Genomic DNA, 16414 nt, shown 5'->3' on the forward strand with positions numbered 1-16414 from the left:
TCCTTTTTTTGGATAAACAGACGGGACATATCTGCTCTTTCCGGGAACTTCAGAAAGGATTAAGAATTTTTGGAGTCATATCCCTTGACTGGAGCCGGCTCCAGTACGATATAATGGAAACCATAAACAGATATTACGGGCATATACGGTGTGAGGAGAATAGATTATGTATCAGAAAGCGGCGGCGATCATAAATGAGGTAAAGAAAGCGGTCATCGGCAAGGATGTGGTAATAGGAAAGGTATTGATGGCAGTCCTGTCGGGAGGCCATATTCTGCTGGAGGACAGGCCAGGAGTCGGCAAAACGACCATGGCCCTGGCTTTTTCCAGAGCTATGGATCTGGAGTATAAAAGGATTCAGTTTACGCCGGAGGTGATGCCTGCGGACGTAGTGGGTTTTACAATCTATAACCAGGCGGCGGGCCGGCTGGAATATCAGCCGGGACCGGCACTTTGCAATTTGTTTCTGGCGGATGAGATAAACCGCACCAGCTCCAAGACACAGAGCGCTCTTCTTGAGGCAATGGAGGAAGGAAAGGTCACGGTAGACGGCGTGACCCATGAAATACCGAAGCCATTCACAGTGATTGCCACACAGAACCCGGCTGGCTCGGCGGGGACTCAGCTTCTTCCGGAATCCCAGCTGGACCGGTTTATAGTAAGGCTGTCCATGGGATATCCGACGCTGGAAGAGGAGATTGCTATTTTAAAGACTAAACAGGGGAGAAATCCGCTGGAGGAGGTCTGTCAGGCTGTGACTGGTACAGAGATCCTTCGGATGCAGGCGCAGGCGGAGAGTGTTTATATTGCAGATGAGATTTACCTATATATTGCCAGGCTGACTGGGGCGACCAGGAGCCACGCCATGATCCGGACAGGCATCAGCCCCAGAGGGACCATCGCTCTGGCTAAAATGAGCCGCGCAGCGGCGTGGATATCCGGACGTGATTACGTGGTGCCGGCGGATGTCCGGTCTGTATTCTTCGACGTGCTGGAGCACCGCCTTGTCACGGGACCACAGGCCAGACTGAACAACGCTACAGCCCATGGAATCCTGGGACAGGTCCTGAAGACAGTGCCTGTTCCGAGACTGATTTAGGATTAGGAGGACCTATGGCCGTTAAGCGTTTGGAATATGGTTTGATTTTGGCTGGCTTGCTGGTCTTTCATATTTTCTTTGTGGATTATCTCTCCTTCTATCTTCTTTTGTTTTTTTGCTTTCTTCCCATCTTATCCCTTGTGCTGACCCTCCTTTCCGGAACCAGGTTGCAAGTGAGACTACAGGCAGGGGCGGACGGAGGAAGTGAAAACTATACGGTGAAAAAGAGGGAGCCCTTTGCTGTCCGGATGTATTTCACCGGAAATTCACGGCTGGGAGGAAAACGGATCCGTGTCTGGATGTCGGTGAAAAATGAGCTGCTGCGGACGGAGGAAACAAAAACATTGGCTCTTGTGATGGGAAAAAAGGAACAGCTCGTTTCTTTTCCGGTCTCTTCGGAATACTGCGGAAATCTGACCTGCAGGATCCGGCAGGTAAAGCTATACGATTATCTCTGGTTGTTTGCGTTTCCAATAAAGGAAGCCGCGGGAAGATGCGCGGCGGTCTCGGTGAAGCCCGATATCCGGCCCTATCAGATGGATCTGCGGGAGCAGTCGGTCCGGGACTGGGAGAGCGGCGAATATTCAGCGGAAAAGCCGGGGGACGATCCGGCTGAGCTTTTCGATATCCGGGAATATCGGGAAGGAGACCGAATCTCCAGAATTCACTGGAAGCTTTCCAGCAAACGAAATGAGCTGATGATGAAGGAAGGGAGCCTGCCGGTGAGCAGCCGGATACTGCTGGTGCTCGATATGGTGGGGACGGCAGATAGGGGAGGCCTGGCGGACAGCCTGATGGAAACGGCCGCTTCGGTATCCTGGTTCCTGACGGAAAAGGGAATCTGCCACAGAGTGGGATGGTGGCAGGAAGCAGATATGGGAGGACAATTCCTGGTGCGTAAAATAGAGGATGAGGAAGCGTTTCACCAGATGCTGCATGAAATCCTCTCATCAGGGAGATGTACTGACAGCACAAATGTGATAGCCGGTTGTCTGGAAGAGGAACATATATCCAGGATTCTTTATTTCTGCACAGGACTCACGGAAAAAGAGGCCGCTGTTTTATGCGGGGAGAAGGAAGCTGCTTCCGTCAGTATCTTTCAGATGAAGAAAGCGGAGGCTTCAGACAGAAGATCTGGCGGAGAGAAAAATGGCCCTGAGCCGAGAGGAGCAGGCAGAGCCGCGGCGGAGAGCCTGGGGGCGGAATGGAGAGTCCTGAAAGAAGGACGGCAGGCAGAAGGAATGAAGGGTTTTGAGATCTGATCTACAGGAGGACCGCTTGTGAGGAACAGGAAAAAGAAACAGAAGGCCGCGGGTCTTACCATAGGAGAGGCCAGAATCGCTTCGGGAAAACGGACGCAGATCGTCCGTTATTTTTCCTGTTTATTTTTAGTGATGCTGGGAAGCCTGGGAGCTTTCGGGAGCTTTTATTCTGGATTTTCCTTTTCCTTTCCGCTGGCGTATGCAGCAGGCACCGTGACGGCAGTGTCTGTGATTTTCACCTTTTTCTTTTTTGCCAGAAAGAACCGGCTGGCCTGCCTGGCCGCTGTGCTGGCTGTATTTGTGTGGACAGGGTATCTGCTGAAGGACAGCTTGCGGCAGGGGATTCTCTTTATTGTCAACGATATCATACAGGTATATGTGGATAATTCCAACTTTGACATGCTGCCGGTCATGACTGGCTTGGCTTCAGAAGCAGATACTGCCCGGATGTGCGCTATAGCGGCGTCCTATGTCATGGCGGTGCTCGTCTTCCTTCTGGTGCTCTTCCTCACTGCCAGAAGGAAACGTTACCTTCTCTGCATCACTGCGACGATTCCTTTTTTTGGAGCATCTCTGGTGGTCGGCAAAATACCGGATTATAGGTGGATGGCTCTGCTTTTCATCTTCTGGGCGCTTCTGGTCTGTGACGGAGTATCTCTCAGAGGGGCCGCGCCTGCTGTGCTGACGGCGGTGTTTGCCGCGGCGCTTTTATGTATCGGCCTTTTATTCCCCGAGAAAAACTATGAGCGATTTGGGATGGTCGAAAATCTGAGACTGGGGATATTGGACGGAGCTGATATCTCAGCCATATTCAGAGGCGGGGGAATCGCCGGGATGACAAGCAGGGTGAATCTGCAGTCGTCGGGAGATCTGAGCTTTACGGGAAAGACCATGCTTAAGGTGAAAACGGCGAAGAAAGACATTGATTATCTGAAAGGATTTGTCGGCAGTGTCTATACCGGTCAGACATGGGAGGAGCTTCCCGCTGAAAAATACGAGGAGCTGGCGGAAATACTGGGGGATAAAAAGGTTCAGAATTTCCCATATTGGTTCAGCCGGTTATTGGACTGCGGGGAAGACTACGAGGTATATGCGTACGACCTTACAGTCCATAACGTAGGAACGAATCCCCGGTGTATCTATGTTCCATATGGACTCATCAATCTGCCGGACGAGCTTCCCTCGATGGAGTTTATCGGAGACACGGGACTGCGCTCGGGAAATTCTCTTTTCGGCACACAGTATTACAGGATGCAGGCCCATACCTTCAGCGGACAGCATTTATATATGAGCCTGTATAACAGAATTTTGAGCCGGTATCTTCAGAGTGAAATGAGAAACGGGGTGGAATTTAACGAGCTGGGTCTTGGAATCATGCAGGAGAGCCTGGAAGGGAGCCCGGAGGAGGAGGGCGAGAACTGGCCTTTGGAAAAATGGGATGTCACAGAGCCAATCCTTTCCATAATGACGCCGGAACAGCAGGGATTCGTATGGTCCGCCCAGAAATACAGGGATTTTGTCTATGACACTTATACAGAGGTGCCGGAGGAACTGGAAGCTTTCCTGGATGAATATCGGGAAGTCAATGGCCTGACGGCTGAAAATTATCCTTATCCAAGAGCTTTTGCAGATGCGGTAGTATATCAGGTGCAGAGCGTGAACACGTATACGCTGACCCCAGGACTCACCCCGGAAGGAAAAGACTTTGTGCAGTATTTCCTGACAGAGAACCATCAGGGCTACTGCAGACATTTCGCCTCTGCTGCGGCTCTTCTTCTGCGTTCGGCGGGAGTGCCGGCCAGATATGTGGAGGGTTATGCGGTATCGCCGGAGGCGGAAACAGATGAAGACGGATGGGTTCGGCTTCCCGATTCCAGCGCCCACGCCTGGGTGGAAATCTATGTGAGCGGTATGGGCTGGATACCGGTGGAGACTACCGGGGCGGTGAGAGAAGACATCCGGTTTCTCACAGGAATCGGGGAAGCAGCGGAGGAGACAGAACCAGAGACGGAGGCGCCGGAAGAGACTGAGACATCGGAAGAGACCACATCTGCTCAGGCCGTCCGGGACCAGCAGACAGAGAATGAAAAAGACAAGGATGATCCGATTGGAGGCGGAGGAGCCAGGCTGGCAGTTATGGGTGCAGCAGGGACAGTCTTGGCGGTAATAGTGGCGGCTGCAGGTCTGGTGCTGAACCGGAGACTGCGGTTCAGCATGCGGGCGAAGCGTTTCCGTCAGAAAAACCGTAATAAGGCAGCGCTGTCCGTGTATGCTTATATCATTGGACTGGCTTCGCTGGGCAGCGGGTCTGGGAAGGAAGAATCGCCTTCCATACCGGATGAGATCCACGGTCTGGCGGCGAAAGCACGGTTCAGCCAGCACAGGATAACGGAAGAAGAGCTGCAGGAGCTGCTCAAGTACGCGGAGACTATGAGGACAGAACCGGAAGAGAGACTGTCCGGTATAAGGCGTATCCACGCGAAATATATCAGGGGCCTGTTTTGATTTCAGTTAGATTTAAGGTTATTGTATTATAATCCTCCCAAGAAAGAAGAAACAGCATCAGCCGTTTTAGAACGGAAAAGGAGGATTAGATGACTGACGGATATAAACGTAAAGGGAAAAAGAAGGGGAGACTGGCTGTATTTATGATCCTTCTGCTTTTGACAGGGATTCTCTTTGGATGTAGCCAGACCGCAGGCACTTCCGGCGCCGATATAACTTCTGACAGTGCACAGGAAGGAGATGGGAGCAGTTCAGAGGCAGCGGCGGCAGATGAAGACGCTATACGCGCCGCCATGGCGGAAGCTTATGATGACGAGGACCTGGATTCTTCCTGGAGCGATGAGGACCTGACAGCGGCGGTGTCCTTAAATGGGAATAGTGCGGATGCAGTCGGCGAGGGAGTTCAGGTGGACGGTAGTACGGTGACGATTGTAAAGGGCGGAGTCTATCTGATAAGCGGAACTTTAGACGACGGCCAGCTGGTGGTGGATACGGACAAAAAAACGGATGTGCGGCTTATACTTAACGGCGTGGAAATCACCTGCGGCGACAGTGCGCCGCTCAATGGCAGACTGGTAGGCAGAATAACTGTCACCCTTGCCGAAGGTACGGAAAATGTTCTTACTGACGGAAGCTCTTATACATATGACGATCAGGAGAAGGAGGAGCCGAATGCAGCGCTTTTTTGCAAGAACGACCTGGTCATCAACGGAGCTGGGAGCCTTACGGTAAATGCAAATTTTAATCATGGCATTAACAGCAAGGACAGTCTTGTCCTGGTCAGTGGGATCTATGTGATCAACAGCGCCAATGATGCCATACGGGGAAAGGATTCTCTGACTGTCATCGGAGGCAGCTATACGGTCAACTCTTCATCTGACGGTTTTAAGTCCAGCAACGATACAGACAGCGGCTGCGGATGGATTCACATAATAGACGGAGAATTTCATATCACTGCGGAGGAAGATGGATTCCAGGCAGAAACAATGCTGGTGGCAGACGGAGGTACGTATCAGATCAAATGTGGGGGCGGAAGTGAAAACGGGGCTGTCCATACAAGTATCGGAGACATCGGCGGCCAGATGGGACCCGGAGGGCAGATGCCCGGCGGCTCAGGCGGCAAGAGGCCGGAGGACGGTGATATGACTTTTCCGGAAGGGGAAAGTATGGAATTACCGGATGGAGAAAGTATGCCCAGACCTGGCGGAGAGGATATGACATTTCCGGAAGGAGAAAACAGGAGCCTTCCGGATGAACAGGATACAGCTTCGTACGAGAACGGGGAAACGGAACCGGCGGCAGACCAGTCTGCAGATGCGGCTGCTGCAGACAGTGCCAAGGGCCTGAAAGCCGGAAGCCGCCTGGAGATCAGCGGAGGAACTTATACTATCGACAGCGCCGATGATGCCTTTCATTCCAATGGCGATCTTATGGTCAGCGGAGGAACTTTTGTAATAGCTACTGGTGACGATGGAATGCACGCCGACGGGACGCTTATGGTCAGCGGAGGCGGTATTATGATCACAGAGTGCTACGAGGGCCTGGAAGGAGCTAACGTCATAGTAAGCGGAGGCGATATTGAACTGACTGCCAGCGATGACGGCGTCAACGCCGCCGGAGGCAATGATTCCTCCGGTACATCCGCCGGGAACTTTGGCCGGGACAGTTTTGAGAATGAAAGCAGTTATCTGATATCTGTCACAGGAGGAGTGTTGAAAGTAAATGCCGGCGGAGACGGTCTGGATTCCAACGGGTCCATAGAGATGAGCGGCGGAGAAGTATATGTCAGCGGTCCGGTCAGCAACGGAGACGGCGCCCTGGATTATGATTCCAGCTTCCTGATAAGCGGAGGCAGGCTGGTCTTAGCCGGCAGCACCGGCATGCTCCAGACTCCGGGGGCGGAATCCTCTCAGAATACGATTGTGGTAATATACTCGGAGACCCAGGCCGCGGGAACACGGGCGGCTCTGACAAACAGTGCCGGTGATATTCTGGCGGAGTTTGAACCGGATAAGGATTATGCAAGCATCCAGTTCAGCACAGAATCCATCACCGAGGGGGAGACGTTTACTTTGTACAGCGGAGATACAAAGCTATGTGATATTACATTAAACGGCTCTGTTACCACAGTGGATGACAGTGGGGCTTATGCAAGCGCCGGAGTTATGGGAGGCATGGGAGGCCGCGGAAACGAAAAACGGCAGAGCAGCAAGAGCACAGAGGAACAGTCATAGACGGAGGAACTTTCATGAAGGCGCCCTTTCCCTGTAAAGTGGTATATAGTAAAAGAAAAACAGTTTCACTTCAAGTTACTGCGGATGGAAGCGTGATACTTCGGGCGCCGGAAGGCTGCCCGGAAGATATCCTGGAAAATTTCCTGAAGAAAAAATCTGCATGGGTTCTCAGTAAACTAGAAGAGACGGAACAATACAGAAAGCTGTCCGATCAGAAAATCAATAAATTCACGGACGGTGAAAAACAAACCATCAGGGAGAAAGCGGAACTTTATTTCCGCAGAAAGACAGAGGAATATGCGGAGATCATGCAGGTCACTTATGGGAGGATCACCATCCGGGAGCAGAAGACACGGTGGGGAAGCTGTAGTTTGGCAGGAAATCTGAATTTTAACTGGAGGCTTATGCTGGCGCCGGAGTTCATACGGGAGTATGTCATTGTCCATGAATTGGCCCACAGAAAGGAAATGAATCATTCAAGCCGGTTCTATCATGAGGTCTCCAGGATTTTTCCGGATTATAAAACAGCCGTAAAATGGCTGAAGAAGCATGGACCGGAGCTTTGGATCAGATGAAAGGAAATAAATGATCCCCGCGGGTTCTGCAGGAGGCAGAATCCGCGGGGATTTTGTGCCAGGTTCAGGATGCCAGCTGACTCTCCATCCACTTTTCCATATAGTCGTCTATGGTAGTGAAGGAGCAGGGGCCGATATCCAGCAGGAATTTGTGGAATTCCCTGAGGCTGAACTGACTTTCCAGACGAGCCTCTGCTTTTTCTCTCAGGAGAAGAATCTCCAGATATCCCACATAATATTTCAGATAATAAGCGGGCTCGCTCACAATGGTGTTATAGATAGTTTCCAAGGTACTGGAATCTTGTTTCCCAAAATAGGTCTGGATATATTCTCCGGCCTGCTCCTGATTCCAGCCTTCATAGTTGATCTTCAGATCCAACATCGCGTGAACGCCCAGAGAAACGGAAGAGTTAAGAGAATACAAGGCTGCCAGGTCTTCGGATTCGGAAGTCAACGCATCGTTCAGCGCATAGGATTCATGCTCCACATACAGGCCCCATCCTTCGGAATATCCCTGATAATTCAGAATGTGCCTGAGCGGATCGGTCAATACAGTGGAAGCGTATACTGTCTGATACAGGTGGCCGGGATATCCTTCATGGGCAAGGGTTGAAAAAAGGGAGCCGCCGTTTGTGCTGCTCTTATTGATATAGATGGTGTTTTCCTTCAGGTCATCGATGGGCGGTATCATATAAAATGCCGGACTCGAACTCGCTTCCATGGATTCGTGGACATATTTGATCTGATATTGTACATCGGCCGGCAGGGCGGGATAATCTTCGGAAATCTTCCCTTTCAGAGTATCCAGGATTTCTTCCGGCGTCCTGTTTTCCTCTGTATAATTACCGAAGCTCTCCGACAGCTCAGGAGACTTTGACAGGAGGAGAAACATGGTGGTCATCTGAGTATCCAGACGTTCTTCTATAAGGGACACAAGCTCTTCCGGCGTATGGCCTGAGCCTACAAGACTTTTTAGAAGATAGCTGTAATACTTTTTACCTTCCGGATAGTAGCAGATTCCCTGCAAATTGTTTCCGGTGCCTTTAATTTCTTTCAGACAGAGGATGATCTTTTCATAGGCGGGAAAGATCTGGGAGCTGACTGTGGCCGCGTTTTGTTCTTTATACTTCGCTTTCTGTGAATCTGTCAGACCTTCAAATGAATCAATGCGGTCATTGAAAGTGGATATCATCACATTGTCCTCTGTGCTGCCGATAAAATCCTGGCATGCACTTATGACCTCGTCTATGGAGGAAGGAGGCATGACCATTCCTTTTTTAGCCCTTGTCTTTTCGTAGGAGATGACCTCGTCCAGATAAGAAGGGATGAGTTCCAGAAGCTTCAGGTAATCCTCAATATCCCGCTCTGTGCGGAAGGTATATTCTGCCATGACGGTGGGAAGATTGCCGTGCAGACCCATTATGGGAGTCAGATAATCTTCATAATAAGGATAATTCTTACCCTCTAAAGAGGTCTCCAGGTAATCCTTCAGCACATCGTAGGTGAGCTGGTCTTCCGCCGGAAGCGCCGCGTAGTTGAAGGATGTAAGCTCTGACAGGACAGCTTTCATGTCCTGATAACTTTCTTCAATGGATTCTTTATTCAGAGAGCCGAGAGAGACTTCATATTCCGTGATCCCATAAGCTTTCGGATCAGCCAGAGTATAGTGAAGATTTACCGTGTCGGAAACGACAGAATCCAGGAACTGCCGTTTAGTGAAATCCAGGAATTTTTTATGCTCCGGCTCGTCATATGTTTGGGAACCGGAAGGGTCGCTGTTTTCAGATGTGTTTTCATAACTGCTTTGAGTGGTGTTTTTTTCTGCTCCTGACGCACAGCCGCTCAGCATCAGGACGACGGCCAGCAAAAGGGCGAGCAGGCGGGTAAGCCGTTTCTTCATATATTACCTCCCCACGGATGTGGTATCTTCTTTAAGATATTCATCTGGTGTCCAAATTAGTATTGTACTTTCCAGTATATAGGCTGTACAGCCAAATGTCCAATTATTCCCTTTACTTTGGGATTTAAATATACTATAATCGAATTTCAGAACAGTTTTATTTTGATGGAGGGACAAAGATGGCAAAAACACCTTATTATATGACTACGGCCATTGCCTATACCTCGGGCAAGCCGCACATCGGCAATACCTATGAGATCGTCCTGGCGGACAGCATCGCCCGGTATAAAAGGGAACAGGGATATGATGTGTTCTTCCAGACCGGGACGGACGAGCACGGGCAGAAGATTGAGCTGAAAGCTCAGGAAGCCGGCATCACTCCGAAGGAATTTGTGGACAATGTGGCGGGCGAGATAAAGAGGATCTGGGATCTGATGGATACCTCCTATGATAAATTTATCCGTACCACAGACGCGGACCATGAGGCGCAGGTACAGAAAATATTCAGGAAATTATATGAGCAGGGCGATATTTATAAAGGATATTATGAGGGATTATACTGCACTCCCTGTGAATCCTTCTTTACGGAATCTCAGCTGGTGGACGGGAAGTGCCCTGACTGCGGAAGAGAGGTGCAGCCAGCTAAGGAAGAGGCATACTTTTTCAAAATGAGTAAGTATGCTCCCAGGCTGATCGAATATATCAACGAACATCCAGAGTTCATCCAGCCGGTTTCCAGAAAAAATGAGATGATGAACAACTTCCTGCTTCCGGGTCTCCAGGATCTGTGCGTTTCCAGGACCTCCTTTAAATGGGGCATCCCGGTCGACTTTGACCCAAAGCATGTGATCTACGTATGGCTTGATGCGCTGACCAACTATATCACAGGAATCGGCTATGAGTGTGACGGAAAAAGCAGCGGACAGTTTGACAAATGCTGGCCCGCGGATCTGCACCTTATCGGCAAGGATATCATCCGGTTCCATACCATCTACTGGCCCATATTCCTGATGGCTTTGGACCTGCCCCTTCCCAAGCAGATATTTGGTCATCCCTGGCTGCTTCAGGGCGACGGAAAAATGAGCAAGTCCAAAGGCAACGTTCTCTATGCCGATGATCTGGCGGATTATTTCGGGGTGGATGCGGTACGGTATTTCGTACTTCATGAGATGCCCTTTGACAATGACGGCGTGATTTCCTGGGAGCTGATGGTCGAGCGGCTGAATTCTGACCTGGCCAATACGCTGGGCAATTTGGTGAACAGGACGATTTCCATGTCCAACAAATATTTCGGCGGAGTGGTAAAGGATTCCGGGACCTCTGAGCCGGTGGATGGGGAATTAAAAGCGGCAGTTCTTGAAACGGCAGAAAAAGTAGAAGCGAAGATGAACGAGCTGCGGGTGGCGGATGCGATCAGTGAGATTTTTTCCATGTTCAAACGCTGCAATAAATATATAGATGAGACCATGCCTTGGGCTTTGGCTAAGGATGAGTCCAAAAAGCTCAGGCTGGAGACCGTGCTCTACAATCTGGTGGAGAGCATCTGCATCGGGGCAAGCCTTTTAGAATCCTTCATGCCTTCCACCTCAAAGAAGATACTGGCGCAGGTGAACGGAAGCAAACGCAGCTTGGAGGATATGAAGAAATTCGGTCAGTATCCTTCCGGAAATAAGGTGGCGGAGAAGCCGGAGATACTCTTTGCCCGTCTGGATGTGAATGAGGTGCTGGCAGATGTGGCTGAGAGGTTTGGGAAAACAGCCGGCAAGGAAGAAGAAACCGGTATAGATATGGAAGCAAAGCCGGAGGTGACCATTGACGATTTTGGAAAGCTTCAGTTCCAGGTGGGAGAGATCATTGCCTGCGAAGCAGTGAAAAAGTCTAAGAAGCTCCTTTGTTCCCAGGTAAAGGTTGGCAGCCAGGTGCGTCAGATCGTATCCGGCATAAAGGGTTTTTATACCCCGGAAGAGATGGTGGGCAAAAAGGTCATGGTGGTGACTAACCTGAAGCCAGCGAAACTGGCGGGCATCCTTTCGGAAGGGATGCTGCTCTGTGCGGAGGATGCGGAAGGCAATCTGGCGCTGATGACGCCGGAGAAGGATATGCCCTCCGGAGCAGAGATCTGTTAAGAGCACAGGTTCACCCTTAAATAAACCCCTTCGGGTGGGCGCGCTTCGTGCGTCAAGGTATAAGAATGCCGGGCATCGCTGGGAAGAAGGGTGCCCGGTGTTTTTCGTCCCGGCAGCGGGAAAAAATTGGGGGAAAACGCGCAGGCGTTTCAGGAAGGCGGCAAAACTCCTTCCGGGATAAAAAATGAGAAAAAGGAGAGGGTATTTATGGAAGTTAAAAAAGTAACAGACAAGGAATTTAAAAAGTATGGCGCGATAGTGGAAGGAATGGATTTCTCCGGATTGGTGGACTGGGCGAAAACAACGCCGGCTCCTGATGAGGTGATTTATGAGCCTTCTGTGAAAGAGGCCGAGGAAATGGAGATCTGTGAGGCCATCAGCCGTCAGATTTATGGAGAAATGCCGATTCAGATTGGTTACTGCAACGGAAAGAATCATAAAGCGGATACGATGGAATATCACAGAGGTGAAGAACTGGATATTGCGGTGACGGATATGATCGTGGTCGTGGGAAGCCGCGGAGATATGGACACCATGACAACGTTTGACCTGTCCAATGCAGAGGCATTTTTGGTGCCTGCTGGAACCGCCGTCCTTCTTTACAGCAGCACGCTTCATTATGCGCCCTGCAGCGCCGGCGCCGGCGTATTCCAGTGCATCATTGTGCTGCCGGAAGGAACTAACGTGTCCAGTGAAAAGAAGAACCAGATGCAGACAGAAGAGGATAAGCTGCTCTGCATGAAAAATAAATGGGTCCTGACCCATCCGGACAGCGGAGAAGATTTTTATCCGGGCTTAAAAGGAGATATTATCCGGGTGTGACAAGGGAAGCCGGGGAAATGGAGTAAACCATGATTTTTGACAGCCATGCTCATTACGATGATGAGGCTTTTGACGAAGACCGGGATGAGATACTTTCTTCTCTGAGAGCAGGGGGAATCGGCCGGGTGGTCAATATAGGGGCGAGCCTGGAGACGACGAAGAACGCCATAGCGCTTGCGGAGCGGTATCCATTTCTTTTCGCCGCGGCCGGAGTCCATCCCAGCGATACCGGCGAGCTGACAGAGGACAATTTTTCTTATATTGAAAAAGCGCTTCAGATGCCGAAGGTGGTGGCGCTGGGAGAAATCGGACTGGATTACCATTGGGATGAGCCAGGACGGCCAGTACAGAAAAAATGGTTTGAACGCCAGCTTCTTCTTGCCGGAGAAATGAAGATGCCGGTAGTTATCCACAGTAGGGAAGCGGCTCAGGATACCTATGATATCATGAAGGCGTCGGGAGCGGCACAGATGCAGGGGGTGATTCACTGCTTTTCCTACGGACCGGAAATGGCCGAAAAATTTCTGGAATGGGGTTATTATCTGGGAATCGGCGGCGTTATCACCTTTTCCAACGGAAAAAAGCTGAAAGAGGTGGTGAAGCATATGCCTCTGGACAAGATGCTTTTGGAGACAGACTGCCCGTATCTTTCGCCGGTGCCGAACCGGGGGAAGCGGAACAATTCGCTAAATCTTCACTACGTGGTAAAAGCAGTCGCGGAGCTTAAGGGGATTTCAGAAGAGACCGTGGAAAGAGTCACCTATGAGAACGCCTGCCGGTTCTACCGCCTGGACACTGAATGAGAAAGGAAAAAATCCCATGGCGAATCTGGGGAATCCCAAGAATACCATAGAAATCATCCAGAAATACGAGTTTGCATTTCAGAAAAGGTTTGGACAAAATTTTCTTATAGATACCCATGTGCTGGATAAGATCATCCGGGCCTCGGGAGTCACGAAAGAGGATTTTGTGCTGGAGATCGGGCCGGGAATCGGCACCATGACTCAGTACCTGGCGGAGGCAGCCAGAGCTGTCTGCGCGGTGGAGATAGACCGGAACCTGATACCGATTCTGGAGGAGACACTGGCCGGCTATGAAAATGTAGCGGTCATCAATGAGGATATCCTGAAGGTAGATGTGGCAAAGCTGGCGGAGGAAAAAAACGGGGGACGGCCCATCAAGGTAGTGGCCAACCTGCCCTATTATATCACGACGCCGATCATCATGGGGCTGTTCGAAAGCCATGTGCCGGTCGATAATATCACGATCATGGTGCAGAAAGAGGTTGCCGACCGGATGCAGACAGGGCCGGGGAGCAAGGATTACGGCGCGCTGTCCTTGGCGGTCCAGTATTATGCGGAGCCGTACATTGTGGCCAACGTACCGCCGAACTGCTTTATGCCCAGACCAAAGGTGGGGTCCGCGGTCATCCGCCTGACACGCCACCGGGAGCCGGCTGTGCAGGTAAAGGATGAGAAGCTACTGTTCCGTCTGATCCGCGCTTCTTTTAACCAGAGGAGAAAAACTCTTCAGAATGGATGGAGCAATTCATCGGAACTTTCCTTTTCGAAGGAAGAGATCGCGGAGGTCATAAGGGCGATGGGGCTTTCCTCCACAGTGCGGGGAGAGACGCTCACGCTGGAGCAGTTTGCCGGACTCAGCAATCTTTTATCGGAGCTTGGCGGGGGAGAAACTGAATAAACAGGAATATGAAGAGCCGTACCGGGGAGAAACCGGTACGGTTTTTCATTGGGCAGGATTCTTTCAAGTTTTTTTCTTAAAATGGTCATATCTCCCGGATTCCCCGCATAAAATAGAGAGGAAGGAGTGGTAGTGTGGCAGAATATAGACGTTTTATCTCATATATATATGCCTATGAAGGCGATATGAAGACAAAGAATGTGGGCTTTGCCAAAATTGAGGCAAGGGGCGGACAATGCAGGATCAGCGTCAGTATTAAAGGAGCTTATGAATGCAGCGGCCGGGAATTGAATCTGTATGGTTATGGGAATCTGTCCGATAGCTTGCTGTTGGTGCCATTGGGACGGATCCCGGTGAGAAATGGAGTCGGAGAAGCTGTATTCGGGAAGCAGGAAGACGACCTGAGCGGAAGCGGCTTCGGACTTGATTTTGTCAGAGGCTTGTATCTGAGGAGCCAGGCCAGCGCAAGGAAATCCTATCTGACCACCTGGGACGACGCCATTATACATATATCCAGCCTGCGGGAAGCACCTGTGGCGGGAGAAAACTGGAGAGGCGGACAAGGACTGCTGCTGAAAGCTGCGGAAGCCGCGGGAAGGCTGCAGGACGATCAGACGGATGGCCATAGGCTGGAGGAGGAAGAGACAGACCTTCTTTTTGGCATGGACACGGAATCTCCGGAAGAAAAAGAACAGGCTGAAGCGGAGCTGGAAAATCTGAAGCCAGAAGAGCCGAAATTGGAAGAGCCGGAACCGAAAGAACCAGAGCTGGAAGAAACGGAGCTGGAAGAAACGGAGCTGGATGAAGCGAGACCGAAGACGGCAGATTCTGCGGAATCAGAGCCGGAAAATGAGGTGGAAATGACCGCGGTGGCGGAAGCCGAGACGGAAGCGGCTGTTTCCGCGGAGGTATCCGAGATTTTGGAGACGTATACCGGCGGCTCGCCTGTATTGGAACGAGAGGACGGAAAAGAAGCGTTCAATCAGACGGAAAACGAGTCCAAGGCGCCGGATCAGGATGAGGAACAGAGCGATACGTTCAGCGGACGGATGCCGGATGATTTTTATTACAGGGAAGGTTTTATGGAGCTGCCTCTGTGGGACTGCCTGAAAAAGGTGCTTCCGAGAAAACGGATCCTGGCAGAAGAGGGCTGGGAAGTGCTTCAGATCCATCTTCAGGATATCGGGAGGCTGCCTAAGGAAAACTGGCCTTACGGCAACAATAGTTTTGTACTTCACGGATATTACCAGTACCGGTATCTGATTCTGGCCAGAAGAAAAAGGGTGAGACGGGAAAAATTCCAGACAGAATATCAATACATTTTGGGCGTACCTGGAATCTTTAAGCCTCAGGAAAAGTTCATGGCATCCATGTTCGGGCTTCCGGACTTTAAAAAGGCCACAGGCCGCCGGGAAGAAAACTTCGGATTCTGGTGCGGCTCCATACAGTTATAATATCGGCCGATTTATATTTAGTTAAATATCTGGTTTATATTCCAGAAATTGGGCAATAATCCAGACAAAACTAAAAGTCCCTTTTGAAGGGATAAAAGAAACGGTGATATTATGAACAGACAAATTTATTACCATAAAGCCGGAAAGTGGTTTTCTCCGGACTTATTTGGAGGACAGTTACAAAAATTAGTGTCAGAAGTAAAGAAAAATACGAAAAAAGAAAATATTTTGTTTCTTTGTATAGGGAGCGACCGCTCTACAGGAGACAGCCTTGGACCTTTAGTGGGTTACAAGCTGAAAAAGACGAAGGGAGAAGAATACCGGGTATTTGGAACGTTGACACAGCCCATCCACGCAATCAATTTGAGTGAGACCATGGAGATGATACGGCAGTATTATCAGGATTCCATCATTGTGGCGGTGGATGCCTCGGTAGGAAAATATGAACATGTGGGATATATTACGCTGGGGCGCGGCGCCATTCGGCCGGGGCTGGGGGTGAGTAAGAACCTGATGTCCGTTGGTGACATTTTCATCACGGGAATCGTGGGATATGGCGGAAATTTTGAACCGCTTTTGCAAAACACCCGCCTTTCTATAGTAATGGAGCTGGCAGACTGCATTTGTGCAGGAATCGGATGCGCCGGGCCCACGGATACAGAAAGGGACATGGAATATGGAAATACCCAGAAATATCAGGCAAATTGGTGATATAGAGCATGACCTCCACCTATAT

General features: G+C 50.5%; 12 protein-coding genes. 11 read left to right on the top strand and 1 reads right to left on the bottom strand.

The window, feature by feature from the left end; translation table 11 throughout:
* Positions 1 to 166 precede the first annotated feature (166 nt).
* The 5 genes from LQE92_RS12015 (at position 167) to LQE92_RS12035 (ending at position 7675) form a co-directional block, all read left to right on the top strand.
* Positions 167 to 1099 (top strand): AAA family ATPase, encoded by a 933-nt coding sequence (locus LQE92_RS12015; protein ID WP_231063198.1) that lies wholly within the window; start codon positions 167 to 169, stop codon positions 1097 to 1099.
* A 14-nt stretch (positions 1100 to 1113) separates the two neighbouring features.
* Positions 1114 to 2361 carry a DUF58 domain-containing protein gene (locus LQE92_RS12020; RefSeq protein ID WP_231063199.1) on the top strand — a complete coding sequence of 416 codons (1248 nt, stop codon included), beginning with the start codon at positions 1114 to 1116 and terminating at the stop codon, positions 2359 to 2361.
* Between the two features lie 18 nt (positions 2362 to 2379).
* Positions 2380 to 4866 carry a transglutaminase-like domain-containing protein gene (locus tag LQE92_RS14560; RefSeq protein WP_231063200.1) on the top strand — a complete coding sequence of 829 codons (2487 nt, stop codon included), beginning with the start codon at positions 2380 to 2382 and terminating at the stop codon, positions 4864 to 4866.
* A gap of 89 nt (positions 4867 to 4955) precedes the next feature.
* A complete protein-coding gene (locus LQE92_RS12030) occupies positions 4956 to 7100 on the top strand; it encodes a carbohydrate-binding domain-containing protein (protein ID WP_231063201.1) in 2145 nt (714 codons plus the stop codon).
* 14 nt (positions 7101 to 7114) lie between these two features.
* Positions 7115 to 7675: a M48 family metallopeptidase gene (locus LQE92_RS12035; protein ID WP_231063202.1), complete on the top strand. Its 561-nt coding sequence runs from the start codon at positions 7115 to 7117 to the stop codon at positions 7673 to 7675.
* Between the two features lie 64 nt (positions 7676 to 7739).
* Here the strand turns inward: LQE92_RS12035 and LQE92_RS12040 are convergent, their stop codons facing one another.
* Positions 7740 to 9575: a DUF885 domain-containing protein gene (locus LQE92_RS12040; RefSeq protein ID WP_231063203.1), complete on the bottom strand. Its 1836-nt coding sequence runs from the start codon at positions 9573 to 9575 to the stop codon at positions 7740 to 7742.
* A 179-nt stretch (positions 9576 to 9754) separates the two neighbouring features.
* Here LQE92_RS12040 and metG point away from each other — a divergent pair, with 179 nt between their 5' ends.
* The 6 genes from metG (at position 9755) to yyaC (ending at position 16389) form a co-directional block, all read left to right on the top strand.
* Entirely contained in the window at positions 9755 to 11701 is a 1947-nt protein-coding gene (gene metG / locus LQE92_RS12045) for a methionine--tRNA ligase (RefSeq protein ID WP_231063204.1), read from the top strand.
* Positions 11702 to 11908: 207 nt separating this feature from the next.
* The gene (locus tag LQE92_RS12050; RefSeq protein WP_231063205.1) at positions 11909 to 12523 is read left to right on the top strand and encodes a DUF4867 family protein; all 615 of its coding nucleotides are present in this window, start codon (positions 11909 to 11911) and stop codon (positions 12521 to 12523) included.
* Positions 12524 to 12552: 29 nt separating this feature from the next.
* Entirely contained in the window at positions 12553 to 13326 is a 774-nt protein-coding gene (locus LQE92_RS12055) for a TatD family hydrolase (protein WP_231063206.1), read from the top strand.
* A 16-nt stretch (positions 13327 to 13342) separates the two neighbouring features.
* The gene (gene rsmA / locus LQE92_RS12060; protein ID WP_231063227.1) at positions 13343 to 14224 is read left to right on the top strand and encodes a 16S rRNA (adenine(1518)-N(6)/adenine(1519)-N(6))-dimethyltransferase RsmA; all 882 of its coding nucleotides are present in this window, start codon (positions 13343 to 13345) and stop codon (positions 14222 to 14224) included.
* A 134-nt stretch (positions 14225 to 14358) separates the two neighbouring features.
* The gene (locus LQE92_RS12065) at positions 14359 to 15678 is read left to right on the top strand and encodes a hypothetical protein (RefSeq protein ID WP_231063207.1); all 1320 of its coding nucleotides are present in this window, start codon (positions 14359 to 14361) and stop codon (positions 15676 to 15678) included.
* Between the two features lie 111 nt (positions 15679 to 15789).
* Positions 15790 to 16389, top strand: coding sequence for a spore protease YyaC (gene yyaC, locus LQE92_RS12070; protein WP_231063208.1), 600 nt, complete (start codon positions 15790 to 15792; stop codon positions 16387 to 16389).
* Positions 16390 to 16414: the final 25 nt, after the last annotated feature.

This window comes from Lientehia hominis, assembly GCF_021044755.1.
In the GTDB taxonomy this organism is placed as follows: Bacteria; Bacillota; Clostridia; order Lachnospirales; family Lachnospiraceae; genus Lientehia; species Lientehia hominis.